This window comes from Kaistella chaponensis, from assembly GCF_900156725.1.
Lineage (GTDB): Bacteria > Bacteroidota > Bacteroidia > Flavobacteriales > Weeksellaceae > Kaistella > Kaistella chaponensis.
The window spans coordinates 427,216-446,432 of sequence record NZ_FTOI01000001.1; the positions used below are offsets into that span (position 1 = coordinate 427,216).

Annotated in this window: 10 protein-coding genes and 1 tRNA gene; 8 read left to right on the forward strand and 3 right to left on the reverse strand. The window is 29.8% G+C overall.

The window, feature by feature from the left end:
- The first annotated feature begins 1 nt into the window (after position 1).
- The 8 genes from BW932_RS01985 (at position 2) to BW932_RS02020 (ending at position 12,488) form a co-directional block, all read left to right on the forward strand.
- Positions 2 to 3,262, forward strand: a complete 3,261-nt coding sequence (locus BW932_RS01985) for a sacsin N-terminal ATP-binding-like domain-containing protein (RefSeq protein ID WP_143745482.1) — start codon at positions 2 to 4, stop codon at positions 3,260 to 3,262.
- Positions 3,263 to 3,333: 71 nt separating this feature from the next.
- On the forward strand, positions 3,334 to 3,651 hold the full coding sequence (locus tag BW932_RS01990) for a type II toxin-antitoxin system RelE/ParE family toxin (RefSeq protein WP_076384827.1): 318 nt from the start codon (positions 3,334 to 3,336) through the stop codon (positions 3,649 to 3,651).
- A gap of 20 nt (positions 3,652 to 3,671) precedes the next feature.
- Positions 3,672 to 4,772 (forward strand): HigA family addiction module antitoxin, encoded by a 1,101-nt coding sequence (locus BW932_RS01995; protein ID WP_076384829.1) that lies wholly within the window; start codon positions 3,672 to 3,674, stop codon positions 4,770 to 4,772.
- Positions 4,773 to 4,801: 29 nt separating this feature from the next.
- On the forward strand, positions 4,802 to 7,237 hold the full coding sequence (locus BW932_RS02000; protein ID WP_084566415.1) for a DEAD/DEAH box helicase: 2,436 nt from the start codon (positions 4,802 to 4,804) through the stop codon (positions 7,235 to 7,237).
- Positions 7,230 to 8,429, forward strand: coding sequence for a GIY-YIG nuclease family protein (locus tag BW932_RS02005; RefSeq protein ID WP_076384831.1), 1,200 nt, complete (start codon positions 7,230 to 7,232; stop codon positions 8,427 to 8,429). Before BW932_RS02000 ends, BW932_RS02005 begins: the two co-directional genes overlap by 8 nt.
- A gap of 863 nt (positions 8,430 to 9,292) precedes the next feature.
- Positions 9,293 to 10,978, forward strand: a complete 1,686-nt coding sequence (locus tag BW932_RS02010) for a hypothetical protein (protein WP_076384833.1) — start codon at positions 9,293 to 9,295, stop codon at positions 10,976 to 10,978.
- 33 nt (positions 10,979 to 11,011) lie between these two features.
- Positions 11,012 to 11,563, forward strand: coding sequence for a hypothetical protein (locus tag BW932_RS02015; protein ID WP_076384835.1), 552 nt, complete (start codon positions 11,012 to 11,014; stop codon positions 11,561 to 11,563).
- 52 nt (positions 11,564 to 11,615) lie between these two features.
- Positions 11,616 to 12,488, forward strand: coding sequence for an HNH endonuclease (locus tag BW932_RS02020; protein ID WP_076384837.1), 873 nt, complete (start codon positions 11,616 to 11,618; stop codon positions 12,486 to 12,488).
- 571 nt (positions 12,489 to 13,059) lie between these two features.
- Here the strand turns inward: BW932_RS02020 and BW932_RS02025 are convergent.
- The 3 genes from BW932_RS02025 to BW932_RS02035 all read right to left on the reverse strand — a co-directional run bounded on the left by BW932_RS02025 (position 13,060) and on the right by BW932_RS02035 (position 18,950).
- The gene (locus BW932_RS02025; protein ID WP_143745483.1) at positions 13,060 to 17,460 is read right to left on the reverse strand and encodes an ATP-binding protein; all 4,401 of its coding nucleotides are present in this window, start codon (positions 17,458 to 17,460) and stop codon (positions 13,060 to 13,062) included.
- Positions 17,461 to 17,684: 224 nt separating this feature from the next.
- A tRNA-Ser gene (locus tag BW932_RS02030) sits at positions 17,685 to 17,771 on the reverse strand.
- A gap of 162 nt (positions 17,772 to 17,933) precedes the next feature.
- Positions 17,934 to 18,950: an asparaginase gene (locus BW932_RS02035; protein ID WP_076384880.1), complete on the reverse strand. Its 1,017-nt coding sequence runs from the start codon at positions 18,948 to 18,950 to the stop codon at positions 17,934 to 17,936.
- Positions 18,951 to 19,217 lie beyond the last annotated feature (267 nt).

Consider the following 19,217-nt stretch of genomic DNA (forward strand, 5'->3'; position numbering starts at 1 on the left):
TATGAGTTTTACAGATGAATTTGATCAATCAATAAGAGATACAGCAATGAAACGCATTGCTGATGATATTTTACAAGGTATTACCAAAGTTCGCGAAAAACCTGGACTTTCTGCGAGAAGATGGCTTTGGGAATTAATGCAAAATGCACGTGACGTTCCAAATGATTGGAATGGAGTTTCTATCAAGGTAATTTTAAATAGTAATAGTATACAAATATGTCATAATGGTCAACCATTTTCTCTTACAAATTTAAACCATTTGATCATGCAAGTATCTTCAAAATCTGAAGGTAATGAAGATGATTCTGTAGGTAAGTTTGGGACCGGATTTTTAGTGACTCATTTATTATCTAAAGCTTTAAATCTTAAGGGAATATTAAAATTAGATAATGAAGATTTATATCGATTTCAAATTGAAATAGATCGTTCAGCAGAATCTAGTCTAGAGTTACAAAAGAAAATAGAAGTTCTCTTGGAACATAATAGAAATCTAAAAGATAATTTTGAGAAACTTGAAAATTATGCTGCCCATGAAAATATTTACGAAACTGTATTTGAATTTCCGCTTGATGAAGAAAGTTTAGTGCATGCAAAAAAAGGCATAGAAGATCTGGTAAATACGCTTCCGCTTACTTTAATATTTTCTGATAAAATTAAGTCTGTTGAAATTCATAATAGAATTACAGACAAAAAAAACTCTTTCTCCAGAATCCTAATGAAGGATAATTCTGTAAAAGCAATTAAAAATAATGATCTTACTGATTATTTTTGGCTTAAATATAAAGGTGAGATCAGCATTGCATTGAGAATAGACAATCTTAAAACACCAATACCGTGGGATAAAAACACTCCGAAATTATATAGAGATTTTCCATTAATTGGTTCAGAGGATTTTAATTCCGCATTTGTAATACATAGCAGCAATTTTAATCCTGATGAAATGCGAAGCGGTTTGCTATTAACTGATATAAAAAATGCAAAAGTTGGACAGAACAGAGAATTGTTGATAGCATGTCAAGAATTAATTAAAGATTTTGTTTCTGAAGTTAAGACTACAGATAATAATTATTTGCTTGCGGAAAGTGGAATACCGAAAATTTTGAAGGGTGAAGGTGAAGAGGAAACAAGGATATGGTTTGAGAATAATATACAGAAGCCTTACAGAGATTTTTTGTTAAATAATTTGAAATTTAATAATATTAAAAAAAGTGAAGTTGTTCTAAATCATATACTTATTCCTAATTTTGAAACAGGTACCGTCGAACAGAAAATTAATTTTTATGATGTTGTACAAGGTTTTTATAATGTTGAGCGAATACCAACAAAGGAAAGTTTTAGAAATTGGCTTGGTAAAATAGATGAAAATTATGAAAAGTGGGAAACTTCATTACTAATTAATGTTGGAGATCTCACAAATGAAATTTGTAAAAAGAAAAATTTTCGATCATTTCAAAATTATAATATCGTTGAATTAGTAAAAAGTTTTAATTTATACTTTAAATTTTTGAATGATACGGGAAATGCAGATGTAATACAAACTAAACAAATAATTCCTGATGATGCCGGTCAATTTCGATTTTTAAATGATCTATCGATCAATGATAATATACAAGAAGTATTTTTAGATATAAGAGAAATTGAGTATCCCAATTATAGAGCACTAAATTTAATTCATAAGCATGTAAATGTTCGTCTAACTCATAAAAAGTTAACATCAAAAGACATTTTAAAAGAAATTATAGAGATTATAAATATTAAGGATTACGGCACTGAAGAAATTTATCAAGTAAAGTTAATTCATAAATTATTACAATTGCAGCATAGCGAAAATGATAATTTTCAATCCAAAGTATTTTCAATTTATTGTGATTTTTTCAATCTTGAAAAAGAGATAATCATCATACCAAGAGAGGAAGAAAGTTTTGACTTTAAACCTATTGTAAAGGTAGCACTACGGGTAATCTTGAATAAAATATCCGGTTTCGGTAGAATTACAGATTTGAGTTCAAATTTAAAATTGGATGTAGAAAATACCATATTGTGGCTAAATTCTTTTTTAGTTTTAGTGAATGACAACAACACCAATAGAGAAATTTTAAACGAATATAAAGTATTTCCCAATTTTCACGGAGATTTTATGTTTCTCGAAAAATTATACAAAGTTGAAGGTGTATCAGAAAGCATTTCTACAGATATTATTAATTTCTACGAAGAGTTATTACCTAAGAATGAATTAAAAATGGTTTTGATTCATCCACAAATTAGCATAAATGTAATAAATGTGAAAAGTGTAGGTGAAATTTGTGGAGGATTGGACGAAAAAGTAAGACTTTATTATTCTCAATGGTCGGATTTAAAGGATGAAGAAAAATCTAAAGTTTTTGATTTATTAGAATGGGCATCGCTTAATGATGAAAACCAAATAATATTTAGACATCATTTTCATTGGTTACAACAAAATAGAGCATTAATTTTTATGGAGCAATTTGATAGCCCAGAAGTTAAAGATGCAATGTATTCCATTATGAAATCTGACAAAGAAACTATCTTGGCTGTTGGAGAAATGATGAAAAATAAATCGGCAGAGCAGATTAAAAAAATAATGGATGTTAATCCTGATACATTTGAGAGAATTCATAATATTATTGAAAATTTAGAAGAAAAAGAGTTAAAAATAATAGAGAAATTTGCTGAAGAGAAAAAAGAGGAGAAAAGCGAATTTGCTTTTATGAAAAGTATTGGAAATGCCTATGAAAAGGTTTTTGAAAAATATGCCAATGAAAATAATTTTGGTTTTAATATAGAACGCAAAGAAAATCCTGCGGATTTTGTTTTATCAAAAAATGGAGTAAAATTTTATATAGAATTAAAATCAATTTCTCCAAAAGCAATCACGAACGAAGTTAAACTTTCCTACAATCAAGTAGAGGGTTCAATTATACACAATGGTTTTTATGCGTTATGTTACTTGAAGCGACCACTGAATTGGCAAGTAGATTTTGAAAATGAGGTTGGATATCAAATCATGATTAGAGACACGAAAGTAATTCTTGATTTAGGAGAGAGAATTAAGGATGGTTTTGCTTTGGCTAATAGTTTTAAAAGTCAATTATTAGACGACGAATTAAATGGATTAAAAGTAGAATTTAAAGACAATAAATTTAAATTCATTGCAGGTATGCCTTTATTAAGAGATGCTGAAAATATTGAAACGCTTTTTAATGAGATAAGAAATAAACTGAAAATCAAAACAGACGCTTAAAAATTAATTCACTAAATAAGTGAATTTTATTTCATATCTTTGCACTACATTTCACCGCACAAATTTTAAGAATGAAAATTGAATTTTCAGAAAGTTATCTTCAGGATTTATATACAGAGGGTAAAACTAAAAACAAAAAACATCGATTTCAACCGCAAGTCATTAGGAAGTATCAACAAAAAATCGACATTCTTCGAGTTGTATCTCGAGTTGAAGATTTGTTTGTAATGAATAGTATGAACTATGAAGTTCTAACTAATACTGATGGTAGGCAATCTGTAAGAGTTGATAAAACATACAGAATAGAATTCTATACAAGAACAGAAGGTGAAGAACCTGATGTTGTCACTATTTGTTCTATTGAAGATTTAAGCAATCATTACAAATAATCACTAACACAAGCAAGGAAATGAAAACTATACAAACACCAATCGAACCAATACCACATCTAGCAACCCACCCCGGGATTCTAATTGCAGATGAATTAGATAGCCGAGAAGATCTTAATCAAAAAGAATTAGCCCATTTGCTTGATGTAAAGGTTTCTTTTTTAAATGAGATTATTAAAGGTAAACGACCTGTGACTGCTGATACCGCGTTGTTATTAGAGAAAGCTTTGGAGATTCCCGCAGATTTCTGGATGAAATTTCAAATGCAATATGATTTGGACACGGCGAGAATTAAACAAAAGAATATTCTTAAAGTTCAAAATATTGAAATTTGGAGCATTATAAAAGATTTTGTTCCGGTACTTTTCTTTAAAAAATTAGGATATTTAACAGACGATATTGAAAAAAATATCTCTAAAATATTTGAAATTTTTAAAATTGATACAGTTGATGAATTAATCAATCAGTTCGCTGAAAGAAAATTTTCACTGTATAGAAAATCGCAGAAATTAACGGTAGATGAAAAGAATCTATTTTCATGGAGTGCATTGGCAGAGTATAAAGCATCACAAGTGGAAGTTAAAGATTTTGAAAATATTGATGAGCAATCTTTAATAGCAGAATTAAATAAATGTTTCTACGATAATAAAAATTTAATAGAAAATGTTGCAAAAATTCTGAATAAAAATGGGATTAAATTTTCTGTTTTAGAGAAATTTACGAAAACACCGGTTGACGGTTATTCTTTCTGGAGTATTAATAATCCTGCAATTGTAATGTCTTGCAGGTACAATCGTGTAGATAATTTTGCATTTACTTTGTTTCACGAGTTAGGTCATATTTTCTTACATCTTAATGGAAATAAAGATCTCAAATTTTTAGATATTGATGAAAAAGAAAAAACGGTTTTTGAAAGCGAAGCAGATTCTTTTGCCAGAAATAAATTAATAAATAAAGAGCAATGGAAAAAAATTGGAAGTAACAAGTTTCCCATCGAAGACAATTTTTTGCATGAAATCGCAAACGAATTTAAAATACATCCTTCTATTATTTTCGGAAGGATGTGTTTCGAAAAAGACAATTATAAAATCTTTACAAGAATCGAAAAGGCAATCAATTAAATTTTAATTCTAACGACTTACTTCCAAATATGAATTACAGCACCGAACTTCAAAATAAAATAGATGAATTGGCTCTTAAAAAAGAGAATATTCTATATCTGACCATCAAGAATGAATATTTGCACGAGATGAGATCTGGCGAAAAAGACGTGGAATATCGTGATGTTACCGATTTTTATCTTGCAAAATTATTTTTAAAAGATAAAGCGAAGAATTATGCTGCAATGAAACCAATCACGCACATTTTATTTCAGGGCGGTTACAATGCAGACAGTCCAAGAATGCTGATTGAATGTAAAGGTTGGGTAATCGAAGGTAAAAATTATCCTTCTTCCGCAGATTTTTCAATTTATGCGAGATACGAAGATTGCGTTAATTTGATTTTAGGAAAGATAGAATATGATTCTGTAGGTTTTTCCATTTTAATTCCGACCAAGAAAAGGGAAAAGAAAGTGATTGAAAAGCAAGTGATAAAACATCCCGAATACGTAAAGCCCATCAATCTTGTAGAAGTAGAATACGCAAGAACTGGGCAAAGTAAAAAGATAAATGAAATGGGAATGCGTGAAATGCAACAGAAAGCATTTGAAGGCAGAACTGCTCAATACCTTCTTTTAAAAGCACCACCTGCTTCCGGAAAATCACGGGCATTAATGTTTATTGCTTTAGATAAGTTGGTGAAACAAGGCATTAAAAAAGTGATAGTCGCTGTGCCGGAGAGATCAATTGGAAGTTCTTTTAGTCCGACAGATTTAATGTCGTATGGTTTTTACGCTAATTGGGAACCAAACCTAAAATATAATCTTTGCACACCAGGAAGTGATACCAGTAAAGTAAAATCTTTTATTCAATTTTTGGAAAGCGAGGAGCGAATTTTAATTTGTACTCATGCCACTTTGCGTTTTGCATTTGAAAGGATAGAACCCACAGATCTAAATGATACTTTACTTGCAATTGATGAATTCCACCACGTTTCGGCAGATGGAGATAATAAACTGGGAGAAGTAATCCGCAAGATATTAGAAAAAGCAAATACTCATTTGGTTGCAATGACTGGTTCCTACTTTCGTGGGGACAGTATTCCTGTTTTATTGCCGGAGGACGAAGCGAAATTTACTAAAGTAACATACAATTATTATCAGCAGTTGAACGGTTATGATTATTTAAAATCTTTGGGAATAGGTTACCATTTCTACATGGGTAGATATTATAAAACCAATCCCGAAACCGGACTTTCTGCGTTGGAAGAAATTTTGGATGAAAGTAAAAAAACGATTATTCATATCCCTTCAGTTAACTCTGCGGAAAGTTCTAAACAAAAGTATGAAGAAGTAAATCATATTATTGACAGCCTTGGTGAAATTGAATTTCAAGATGAAGAAACTAAAATCATTTACATTAAAAGTAAACGTTCCGGAAAAATATTAAAAATAGCAGATTTAGTTAATGATGATCCAAGCTCACGCGATAAAGTAATTTCTTATTTAAGAGCCGTTTCGCGACCAGAAGACATCGATATCATCATAGCGTTAGGAATGGCAAAAGAAGGGTTTGACTGGCCTTTCTGCGAGCATGCATTAACGATAGGTTACAGAGGTTCATTAACGGAAATCATTCAGATTATTGGTAGAGCGACACGAGACAGTTCCAATAAAACTCATGCGCAATTTACTAACCTCATTGCATCGCCAGAAGCAGAACACGATGATGTGAAAGTGGCTGTTAATAATATGCTAAAGGCAATTACGGCCTCATTACTTATGGAACAGGTATTGGCACCAAATTTCAAATTTAAACCAAAACAAGCGGACGATTTAGATGAAGATGACGAGGAAGAAGATGGAACAATTGGAACAATAAAAATTGACGGTTTTAAATTACCTACTTCGCAACGTGCAAAAGATATTATTGAAAGCGACATCAATGATTTAAAAGCCCGGATATTGCAAAACGACACCATGTTGAAAGCAATGCCAGGGAATGTAGATCCGGAAGTTATTAATACCGTTCTAATACCGAAGATTATCCGTGAAATTTATCCAGATTTGAATGATGAAGAAGTGGAATCAGTTCGGCAATATGTGGTGGTAGATTCTGTAATTAAAGCAGGAACAGTGGAAGAGCAAGGTGGCAAAAAATTTATAAAAATGGCAGGCAGTTTTGTGAATATTGATGATATTCATATCGATTTAATTGATACCATAAATCCTTTCCAACGTGCATTTGAAATTCTGTCTAAAAATGTTACGACTAGAGTACTGAAAGCCATTCAAGATACCATTACTTCAATTAAATTAGAAATGACTGAACAGGAAGCCATCTGTCTTTGGCCAAAAATAAATGAATTTTATAAGAAAACCGGAGAGCAACCAAGTCTGCAATCTTATGATCCAAAAGAAGTGAGAATGGCAGAGGCAATTATTTATTTACGAGAATTGAAAAGAAAAAAAGAGCAAGATGCCTAAAAGTTTAGAAGACATATTTAATGATGATGCTTTTGGTCTGCTTGATTTTAAAGAAAATAAAACCATTGTAAAGTCTGATGACGACCGACTAATAGATTCATTTTTGGAAATTAATGATTTTTTCGAAAAAACAGGTAGGGAACCTTCCGATACTTCTATGTCAGAATACGGCTTGTATGCAAGACTGAAAAATTTACGTGCTGAAGAAAAGTATAAAAAGATAGTAAAAGGTTTTGATAAATTTAATCTTCTGGGCGAGGTACAAATCGAAGATATTTCTATTGATGATATTTTAAACGATGATACCTTGGGACTTTTGGATACTGAATCAGACAATTCAATATTTAATTTTAATCATACCCCGAAAGCAGAGGATCGCGCACCCACAGATTTTATGGCGCAAAGAAAGCCAATGTCTGAAAAGGAGTTTGAGAAATACGAAATCATGTTCCGAAAAGTTCATAAAGAATTGAAAGAAGGAAAAAGAAAATTAGCAGAGTTCAATAATGCTGAAACAAACCTTATTGAAGGAAAATTTTACCTAATAGATGGAATTATTGCTTATCTGGAAGTTTCAAACGCGGAGAAATTACTGAAAGAAAATAAGTCCGGAGATCGTGTGAGATTGGAAGGTAGAACTCTAACTATTTTCGAAAATGGAACAAAATCAAATATGCTCTTTCGTTCTTTAGGAAAAGCGATTTTAAAGAATGGTAAGTTAATTACTGACACGAATGAATATAGCGAAGATGAATTGTTCAAAAATGCAGGCTTAGTTTCGGAAGAAGATGTAAAAAGCGGATGGATTTACATTCTAAAATCTAAATCTAAAAATCCAGAAATTGCTGCATTGAGAGATTTGTATAAGATAGGATTTTCAACATCCAGTGTTCAAAAAAGAATAGTGAATGCAAAAAAAGAAGCCACATATCTTTTTGCAGATGTAGAAATAGTTGCGAGTTATAAATGCTACAATCTCAATACGCAGAACTTTGAAAGTTTAATACATAGGTTTTTTGGAAAATCTTGCTTGAATATTGATGTATTTAATGATAAAAATCAACGCAGTAATCCAAGAGAATGGTTTGTAGTTCCTTTACCGATTATAAATGAAGTAATTGATCTTATTATTTCTGGTGGTATTCTGAATTATAATTATGATGACGAGAGGGAAAAATTGATTTTGAAATAAGAAAAGGAAGAAAAGAAATATTTTTTTATTTTAGTTTATTTGAGGTTAAATTAATTTTTTCATTTCCATAAGACCTATGGTTCATTATCGAAAAGTACTATCAAAAGATGTTTAATATTTACAGTTTCAAAGGACGTTACTGATTAAACTAAAGTTGAATCACTATTCTCGACTTTATACTCATCGAAATTAATAAAATTTAAAAATGTAAATAAATGCCGATCCAGTTTCTTAATGGAGACACTGATAAAATCCCCATCTTTACTACTTTCTGTTAAGACAAGAATTCTTTCAAAATTTGCTTCCCGGGCTTCATTTCCACTGGCTCAACCATTATTTATTACCTCAGACAAATCATTTATACCTGTTGCATTTTCAGGAGCGACACTTAAAATGGAATAAATCTGGCTTTTCAACGATTGCCCCAATATACCCAATTATCCATCAATTAAAGCGTCTCTAAAAATACGACCATAGAATATAAAATTATCGCCATTTAAATAGTTGTCTGCCTAAACCAAGTCATTTCTTATGGAGTACCTTCTCGGCTCAATGATAAAGTTTTCTGGAAGAAAAAGTAAATTAATGATCTCATAGGAATCTTTTTTAGTAGAGAATATGGGGGTAATCTGCTATGCTCATATGTGAATAGGAACCCATGTTTAAATTTTTTGGTTAATTGGTCTTCTTAATACTTTAATAATGGAAAATTGTTCTTTGTAAGAAATTTTTTACAACTAAATATTTTATTTTTATCTAAAATAATTAAATGTAGCCGAAATTCGAAAATTAATCTAAATGAACATAAAACGAAGTTAATAAATTAGTATTTTAGATTCTTAAATAACCAAATATAAAACTTAATGATAACCGTAGCTCAACGACTTCAATTTGAGGATGTTTTTCCTAATGAAAAAAAAGAAGATGTAGTTTATTACATTAACAAAGTTTCAAAAGAAACTTTATTAAGAACCATTGGATTTTGTAACACAAATCCAACCACTAATTTTGATAATTTTTTTACTAATCCTGTCTTGCAGGATGATATTTTTGAAAAAGTTATAAGATATTCTAAAAAGAATAACGTTAAGGAAAAACCTATTCTTATTTCTAAGTACGCAAGTTTAAAATTGGCAGAACATATTTTATCAAATCAAAAAGATTTCTTAGAAGAGCCAATTTCTATAGATGAAGATGAACTGAATCTTTTTAAAGCATTTTTAGTAATAAATACAGAGCTCAATAATAACCAAAAATTTGACAATTTAAATTCTGATAATTTTGAAAATCTTGTTGATTTGACTTTAACGTTCAAATTTCCTGAGTCCGATTTGGCGTTGTTTAGCAATGATGGTGTAGAATTTTTAAAATTGATTTATGCAACAATCTATAAGGTAGATGAACTTTTTAAATTTCTAAATAGCAAAGATGATTTTGTGGAGCTTAAAATAGAATTCTTAAAAAGCTTCAACACTGAAAGCGAAGAGGAATTCACTAAGCAAATGAAATTCTTATTTGGTAAACTATTAGAATCAAAAACTACTGAGAATTATACCTTTGAAGTGGATGATGATACTGCATTGAAATTCTTAAAGTCTATGACCTCTGAAAATATTAAAATTGATGAAGACTTCACAGTTCTTAAAAATAATCCGATATATTTCTTAGATGAAAAGCTATTTTCGACGGTGAACTATTTCTTCGCTGTAGATAAATTTTATAGAAGCACCAAATTTAAACTGAAGGAGATTTATGAAAGTAAAGAGCCACTAAAAAGGAAGTATGGAAATTTTTTCGGTTTTTTTAATAAGAATTTTTCAGAAGATTTTCTAATGAAGAATTTGTTAGACGATATTTTTCACAAAAAGTATTTTGTTAAAAAACCAGATACTGAAAAAGAGTTAGACGGAGAACCTGATTACTATCTTCGTTATGAAAAAAATATATTTCTTTTTGAGAACAAAGATGTTTTAGTCTCTAAATCATTAAAATCATCTGGAAACATAGATGATATTAACAGTTTACTAGAATCTAAATTTGTTAAAGACGGTAAAAAAAGTGTTGGAATTGGTCAGATTATTAACTCAATTCAGGAAATACAGGATAAAAAATTCCGGTTTGATGAAGCTGTTAATTCAGATAAAAAATTCACAATATATCCTATACTACTAATTCAGGATAGAATATTTCAGAGTCCCGGAGTCAATTATAGACTAAATGATTGGTATAGATCAATGGCGAAAGAAAAGCTGGGCACCAATTACGATAAAAATTATATCAAAGGATTAACTGTCATTGATATCGATACTTTAATTTTTTGGGCACCTTATTTAAAACAAAAAGATAGGCATTTTAAAGAAATTTTGATTGATCATTTAAAAAGAATGGAAACTCATAAAAAGATCTATGCTTCTACAGAACAAGAGGCACTTTATCGATCAAATAAAAATTTGATTGAGCAACTCAGTTCAATTTCCACTAGACAAATACCTTTTAGAGTTTCAACAGAAGATTTTGTGCAAAAGTTTAAAGAAGTAATAGTAGATTAGATTTACTCATTTTTAATAAATAGTTTTTACTTTATGAAACAATCTGAATTTCTTCTTCAAATTCACAAAAGGATTTCCATTATTTCGGTAGGTGCTTCAGCGCTTAGAAATCAGGGTGCATCTGGTATTATAAAAATCGCAAGAGATTATTTATACCAAATAGATATTAATGAGTTTGTAAACGCATTGGAAACCGAAAGCTCTTATAAACTCTTTCTTAATGTGCATACTAAAAGATTAATTTCTAATTTTCCAGAAAATGGAAAATCTTGGGGAGCTGCAAGAAAAGGATTAAATTTATTTTTTCGGGAGATTGTATACAATAAGTTCTTTTCCGATCAATATAACTTTCCTAAAGATTTATTAGAATTTAATAAAAAATTCAACTTTTTGGAGGTACCTCTGGACAGAGATGTCGCATTAGGTATTTATAATGAAACTGATATGATTTTACCTAAATGGAAATCCATAAAAACTTTGACTCAAGATATTAGTGATCTCTATCAAGGAGCAGCACATAAAATAGCTAAGAAAGAAAAAACAGCAAAAGTGAATCTGGATTTAAAATATTGGAGAAATAATTAAATCTTGTGTTGAAAATTTATGAAGTATGAAAATTATAAATAATTAATCTCAAATGAATTCTGCAATTTCCTTAAAACTATTCTCCTTTGGTATTCAAAAATTCCATGATCCTAACTGGACTGGTTTGGAGTTATTTGATAAACTAAAACAACATGTTCGACAAAGAGTTGAACCCAAAAATATGCTTTTTGAAACCTTACAGAACGGATTATTATTGCATTTAGGGATGTGGATTTATGAGGAATATCTAATACATTATGAAGAAGGACTTATTGAACTAGAGGGCGAGTACATTTTATGGTACTTAGAAGATTACATAGATCTTTTAATCGATTCGGGAGTTGGTCAAAACGAACCCTTAATATTAAGAACTATTGAACAAATTAATAGTTTTAATATATTATATAATGATGATGATGAAAATATATACTATGAACAACTGCAGGAAAGAGATTTAGTACTTAAAAAATTAATATTAAGTCTTTCTGAGGAATATGAAGATAGCATTCAAGCTAAAAAACTAATATATGCTCAAGACTTTGCTGAACGCGTATTTCATGATAGAGTACTTTGTGAATTTATTTCTAAGCTTTTAATAGTTATAGGTTTTGATGGTGCAGAAGAAGAGAATGAAGAGCCAAAACAATGGATTAAGAGAAAATATCTTCAAAGTTGGGCAAAAAAAGCAATTATCGCAAGAGATCGAGGAGAGTGTACTGAGTGTAATCGAAACTTAGTAATGGAACTTGTTGCTAGTTACCATTTTGATCACATACTTCCATTATTCCAAGGGGGAACAAACGATCTTTCCAATTTTCAATTATTGTGTGAGAGATGTAATTTAGAAAAGTCAAAAAATATTATTCCCGTCAATACATCAATCCCTAAATATCTTCAATTTAAAAAGTCTAAAAATTTAAAATAGTTAGAGGTTTATCAGAACGTTCCGAACAGTTTTCTAAATGTTTACCTCTTTGAGAACATTAGACAAATGAGAAATTATTCGGAAATCTGGATGTATAATAATGAATTGCCTCACAGCGTTTTGCAATACCTCACACCACGGGATTTTTGCTGAAATATGGAAAACTCAATCAAAATAACGCAAATGAGTTTCCCATATTTCAACAACGATAACAATAAAATTCTAACAAAAAACTCTACTTTTGACTGTGCCTAAAAAAGGGAAAATTACATTGTAATGTATCGTCAAATTTATTTTTAAAACCGAATGTGAATTCTAAAACTATAAGCTTAATAAAACTGGGTCAGAAAATAAAGATTTTAGAGATCAGAAGAAAATATTGTTGCATCGCGATTTTGCCAGAATCTAATCTACCCGCGATAATAGGTTACATGAAAATTAATAATACAGATTATAATAAATAATTTGAGAAACAATTCTGTGAAAACTGGCAGTTAAAAGTTTTAGTATATTTAAATAAATCGAAATGCGAGATGTTTTACTAATCAGTAATATTAATAAAAAGACACAATTATGTTAAACTTTCAATTGCTTGATTTGCATTACTTCTTAAATGTCTATGCTTTAACATATCATCAAAAATATTTAGAGATTTATTGATGAGTTTTTCATTTTTATTAATTTCTGAAACTAATTTGCTATATATTCCAAGAATCAACTGAATAGGTTCTTTGTCGTAATAGCCACTATCCTGAACATCAGGACTATCTCTGAAATCTATATTCTGTAGTAATTTTAAACATTCTTCAGGATAAATTTTAGAACATTTTGATAGATATTGTATAAAGTATCTAGGATCTTTTCTACACAATATTGTTTTTGAATACTTATTTAGAAATGGAAGTAAGTCTGTAAAATTTTCAAGACTAAATTTTCTCAAAATCACATATGAGTATTCCCCTGCAAATTCTTTATCTGTTTCGGATAGAAACTCTGAAAGTATGCTTAGTGCCTTAAAATTTATACCACTTTTATCTTTAGTAATTAAAAACTCCTCAGCAACATCAATAGCACATAATTTAGCTTCTTTTCCTGTATTAATAAATCTATTATATAAATCTTTTTGCTTGTCTAATCCTAATAACCAACTGGCTATCATAACATAACTTTGCTTATGCATCTCAGGTGTTTCAATTACTTTTTGAAAATAGTATTCCATTTCATCATGAAATTTATTATTGAAATATTGAGAGGTATTAATAGACGATTTAAGTATTTCTACACTAGTTAGAATTGTGAGTTTTTTAAAAATTTTAAATGATCTTTCAATATCTACCGAGTTAAGATATGCCAAATTACTCAAAATCATTATTTTTACAGATTCGTTACATAGAGGGTTTTCGATCACTTTTTCAATTGTAGAGAAGATTATCTCTACAAAATTTTTATCGTAATAACAATGCATCAATTCATGGATAGCTGATCCTCTAATAGAATTTACAGCATCATGCATTGGGAGTGTTGGATTATATTCTTTTTCCTTTTGTGGAAAGTTTAAAGCTATATTACTTAAATATTGAACTATTTCGTCATCAATATTTCTATTTTTAATAAAATAACCAGCATAATGATTTAAAGTGCTTTTATATCTATTATCAGTAATAGGAAGACTAAGAAATTTGATGTAAAGCTTTTTAACTTTTGCAGGATTATAACTGCCATCAATTAAGCCCCCAATTCCTTTTAAAATATATCGCTCAGAAATTTTTTCGTTACAAAATAGACTTTCGATGAAATCGTAGAATTTTGAGCAATTCTCTAAAACGCATTTTTTAAAAGCCATAGAATGTTCTTCGATATTGCCAGATCCCCATATTTCTGATTTCTGATTTTCATTATATTTGATCATGCTTTTTTCCCATTGTTTCAGAGTCATATTTTTATATGCTGATTCTGCTAAAGGAGGACAGCCTGAACTCCAAGTTGACCCAGAAATATCTAAAGCTATTTTCGGATTTAAATCACCAAATTTTCTTTCGAGTTCTTGATATGTTTTATAAAGTTTTCCTCTACTCTTTAGCGTATCAAATGGAATGGCTTTGATAAACAAATACTTCTTTTTGTTAAAGCCTTTTTGATATAATTTTTTTATTCCATTTTCATCAGTGCTAATCCAGTAATTATATGTAGTTGTAAGATTTATAAGTATGCTGTCAATATAATCTCTTTGGATATTATCGAAAAAATTGTACACATTACCAATCATATTTCTGATTTGCAGCTGCAGGTCATCATCACTTCCTTTGAAAATATTTTTACGAATTAGAATTTCAATTAACTCAAAAATTTCATTTTTGTAAAATAAGATATTGGAATTTAATTTATTCACAATTATTTTAAAAAGAAAGACATCATCAGAATTTTTGTAATTTAAATGAAAAGCGACATAAAAAGTAGAATCACTTTTAGAAATAAATTCTTGTAAAAAATATTCTAATCCATATTCCCCAGAATGTATAATGTTTTTATTTGAATCATTAATTTTTGAACTTTTGTATAAAGAAGATTCCGTATTTTCATATAAAAAATACGGAATTTTGGTTTTTTCAACAATATTTTGATATATGGAAAACAAACAAGTAAAAGTTTCTAAAGATGCTGTTTTAAAATACTTTTCAATGATTTCACTTAGTTCATATCCGAATCTATAATCAAACGAAAATTTTTCATAGAAATTAATTATAGTAATTTCTAACTTTTCATAAGCGTATTTCCTATTGTGAAGAAATATTTTCTGTACAATTTCGTAATAATAATGATTGTCTGCTTTTTCCTCTTCATCTTTTTTAAAAGGAATATATTTTTCAAAAAAAGGCAATAGACCCATATCACTCCAATCGTTAATATAAAAAATCATATTTGAGATAAAAGATTCTTTATTCTCAAATTCTATTGATTCCAGATAATCTAAGATCATTACTGGATGATCATTGATGGTGTTTATAAACAATGACCAATTATAATTGGAAAACTTTCTCTTTGTAAATATGTAGTCCACTTCGGTTTGAAAATCACATCTTTTAATTGAAAAATAAACTATTGGTAATCCTTCTGAAATTAGAAATTCGACCCAACTTATGGAATGTATCGACGTTATAAAAACATCTTCATAATCAACATTTTTAAAAATGATCTCAATAACAAGTTTTTTCTCCAACTCGCAAGGGTTCCTGACAGATGCCAAAGTATTAATGAGTAATGATTTTAAATGAAACCGGTAACTTGAGGATGTCATTATATTACTTATAGTTTCTATATATTTTTTGATATCAGATTCTCTTAAATATTCTATAACCATTTTTATAACCGACCTAACATATAAACTTTGTTCATTTTCTGTGATAAAATCTTCGAGACTTCCTTTATTGTCTACAAATTGTTTTGCAAATGAGTATTCATAAAATGTTTGATGAAAAAATTGTATCTCTTTATTATATTCGACTAATAAGCTATTAGACTTTAAATATCTACTTTCTTTGTAATAATCGTCTTCGTAAATATTACCTACAGAAATTCGTTGCTCTTGGTACATACGTTGAGCAATTTTATATATAAGTTCTTTGAGTTTTAAATCCTTGTGAGGTGAAACATATTTTTTCCATAAATTATCATACAAATCTTTTAAAGTCGAAATGGAATCTACTTCACTTTTAGAATTTTTATCAAAGATTCTACAATAAATATCTAGGTGATTTGGCGTTCTAATTAATTCCAGCACTTTTTGTGAAGGACAATTAATTTTAAATGAATTAAGAATACTTTTTACATCTTCGATAGAAAAAAGATTAACTTCTATTTTTTTGTATTGATCGGAATTATAAATGCTTAATTCCGCATCATATTTTAGATCGTAAGATCTGGAAGATATAATTATTCTAATGTTTTGGTAGACTTGTAATTTAAAAATAAGTTTATTGTAAGTCTCAATATACTCTCTGCTGGAAGATAGCGTAAGAGATAACGCGTCTATCTGATCGATTAGTACAATTAGCCCTTCTCCCTTTTCTAATGTATTTTTTATTAAGGAATCAAAAGTCAGTTGATTGTCAAATATTTTGTTCTCAAGTTCAGTTATGGATTTGCAGTAGAATTTATCTGCTTTTAATCCAAGTACATTATGTTTTTCTTTAATGAGTTTATCATATAAATCTTTGAGTATAGCAGATTTACCAAGACCTTTTTCTCCTTTAAGAACAAGTACATTTTTTTGGTTAAGGGGAACATCAGCACTCAACCAATCGTATATATTTTGCACTTCATTTCTAGTAATATGTGCATTAGTTCTATCTTCTATATAGTTTTTAACTTGCAGTAATGCATAGGAGGTGTTTTGCAGAATATTCCTAAAATCAATTTGTATCTCTGGAACTATATTTCCTTTTACAATTTTATCATGAATCTCATCTATTTTAATGCTATCCTCTAATTCAAAAGAAATATTGTATAGATTTTGTTGTTTTATTAGATCTAATAATGTATTTCCATCTTTTAAATTAATAAAATCATTAGGTAGTCCATGAGTTTTTTCAATATTTTTTTTCCAAGAAGTCCACCATATATTCTGCTTTAAATCTAAATCATTTATTATGCATAAAGTCCAACTTTTCGTTTCATACTCAGCAGAATTAATGACACTTTTAAAAGATTCTCTAATCTGACTTTTTTGAGATTCAGTTATACCTGAAACGAAAAATTTACATTGAATGACATCAATAGGTTCAGCACCTATTTCTCCTATAAAGATATCAATTCCTCCATCACCAGAATTAATCGCTACACTTCTAACAGATTTTTTTGGATATAGCGTTTTAAATAACCGCTCACAAATTTTTTCAAATTTAGTTCTTGCGCTTGCTTCGTCAAATTTTTGAACTAGTATTAACCAATCTTTATTCATGCCGTTATAAATCATTTGAGTCAAATTTATGAAATTGTTTCACTATCCGATTTAGTTATGAAATTTTAATAAGTATTAGTTTTGGATGTTTGCAAATTTGATATTTATAGAAAACTATTTTCACAATTATTAAATTGTTATACTAGAAATAGAAAGTCGTAATAATAAAAAACACCCAATAAAATTGGGTGTATAAATGGGTGTTGATATTGTAACTAACTGATTTTCAACACTAAAAGTAGAGAGGAAGGGATTCGAACCCTCGGTACAGTTGCCCGTACACTAGCTTTCCAGGCTAGCTCCTTCAACCACTCGGACACCTCTCTGAATTGAAGAGTGCAAAAATAGCGTATTTAATTGAATTCTAAAAGTGGAAATCACATAATTTCGAAAATAAAGGCAATGGTGGAAAAAATAGGATGCAAATAATTTATTTTGCACGTCGATTCGACTTGTTTTTATCGATCATTTTTGATCTCAAATAAAAATTATTCGGAAACTTCACCGCATATATTTTTTACAAAGTTTTCCGCAAAACCACCTTCGTATTTCGGGTTGTTTAAAAGATGCATCGCTTTGGTAATCGCACTTTCTGCAGTGATGTCATTGCCACTGATCGCTCCTATTTTTGTGAAAATATTCGAATTGCTGTATTTTCCAAAACTTATTCCGCCAGAAACACATTGCGAAATCACCACGATTTCTGTTCCCTGATCACGAAGCGCCTGCAAAGTTTGCAGCGTTTTTTCGGTGTTAAAAATAGTACCCGACCCAAAAACTTGTAGCACCAAAACTTTCACCTTCGGAATCTCTGTAAAATGATTCAAATGCATTCCCGGGAAAATCCGCCAAAACAAAACATCCTGCGAAACATGCGTATCAACTTCAAATTTTCCATTCGTTTTACTGCGCCATAAATTATCTTTCATTACATTCAAATGAACTCCAGACTGTCCCAGAATAGGGTAGTTTGGCGTTTGGTACGCATCAAAAAACTCCGCCGAATATTTCAAAGTTCGGTTGCCACGAAGCAGTTTATATTCAAAATAAACCGCCACTTCCTGAATAACCGCTTCGTTATTTTCGTACAAACTTGCGTAGTAAAGACTCGTCAATAAATTTTCTTTCGCATCGGTTCGCAAATCGCCAATCGGCAACTGTGAACCTGTTAAAATTACAGGTTTTTTTAGATTTTTCAACATAAAACTCAATGCTGAAGCCGAATAAGACATGGTATCAGTACCGTGAAGGATCAAAAAGCCATCATAATGATCGTAATTTTTACCGATATGTTTCGCAATCATTTTCCATTCTGTCGGACCCATATCCGAAGAGTCAAGCGGTTTTTTAAACGGATAAACCGAGATTTCACACTCGATCAACTTCATTTCCGGAATTTTCTGAAAGATATTTCCAAAATCGAAAGCCCGCAAACTCCCCGTTTCATAATCTTTTTCCATTCCGATCGTTCCGCCGGTATAAATCAGAAGCACTTTTCTTTTCATAAATCCAAAAATACATAATTTTAGATGATTTTGGGCGCCAATCCCGATAGTTATCGGGACCGCCTTCCACTCCCGCTTTTTTGCCTTCGAAAAATTTTTCATAAAAAGAAAATCTCGTCTTTAGGCAAAAAGAGCTCCGTTCCTTTAGATTTGTAATCGATAAAATTATTAGATTTAGAAAGAGAAAAGCATTTAATTAAACTATGTTCCGCTCAGAGTAAAACTCAAGGCTTGATTCAGAATTAAATGCTCTTCCTTTCATTAAAA

Coding starts and splice junctions, on each gene's coding strand:
- BW932_RS02015 (WP_076384835.1), top strand. CDS start 11,012: ATGAAACAATCTGAATTTCTTCTTCAAATTCACAAAAGGATTTCCATT.
- BW932_RS01990 (WP_076384827.1), top strand. CDS start 3,334: ATGAAAATTGAATTTTCAGAAAGTTATCTTCAGGATTTATATACAGAG.
- BW932_RS02010 (WP_076384833.1), top strand. CDS start 9,293: ATGATAACCGTAGCTCAACGACTTCAATTTGAGGATGTTTTTCCTAAT.
- BW932_RS02020 (WP_076384837.1), top strand. CDS start 11,616: ATGAATTCTGCAATTTCCTTAAAACTATTCTCCTTTGGTATTCAAAAA.
- BW932_RS02000 (WP_084566415.1), top strand. CDS start 4,802: ATGAATTACAGCACCGAACTTCAAAATAAAATAGATGAATTGGCTCTT.
- BW932_RS02025 (WP_143745483.1), bottom strand. CDS start 17,460: ATGATTTATAACGGCATGAATAAAGATTGGTTAATACTAGTTCAAAAA.
- BW932_RS01985 (WP_143745482.1), top strand. CDS start 2: ATGAGTTTTACAGATGAATTTGATCAATCAATAAGAGATACAGCAATG.
- BW932_RS02005 (WP_076384831.1), top strand. CDS start 7,230: ATGCCTAAAAGTTTAGAAGACATATTTAATGATGATGCTTTTGGTCTG.
- BW932_RS02035 (WP_076384880.1), bottom strand. CDS start 18,950: ATGAAAAGAAAAGTGCTTCTGATTTATACCGGCGGAACGATCGGAATG.
- BW932_RS01995 (WP_076384829.1), top strand. CDS start 3,672: ATGAAAACTATACAAACACCAATCGAACCAATACCACATCTAGCAACC.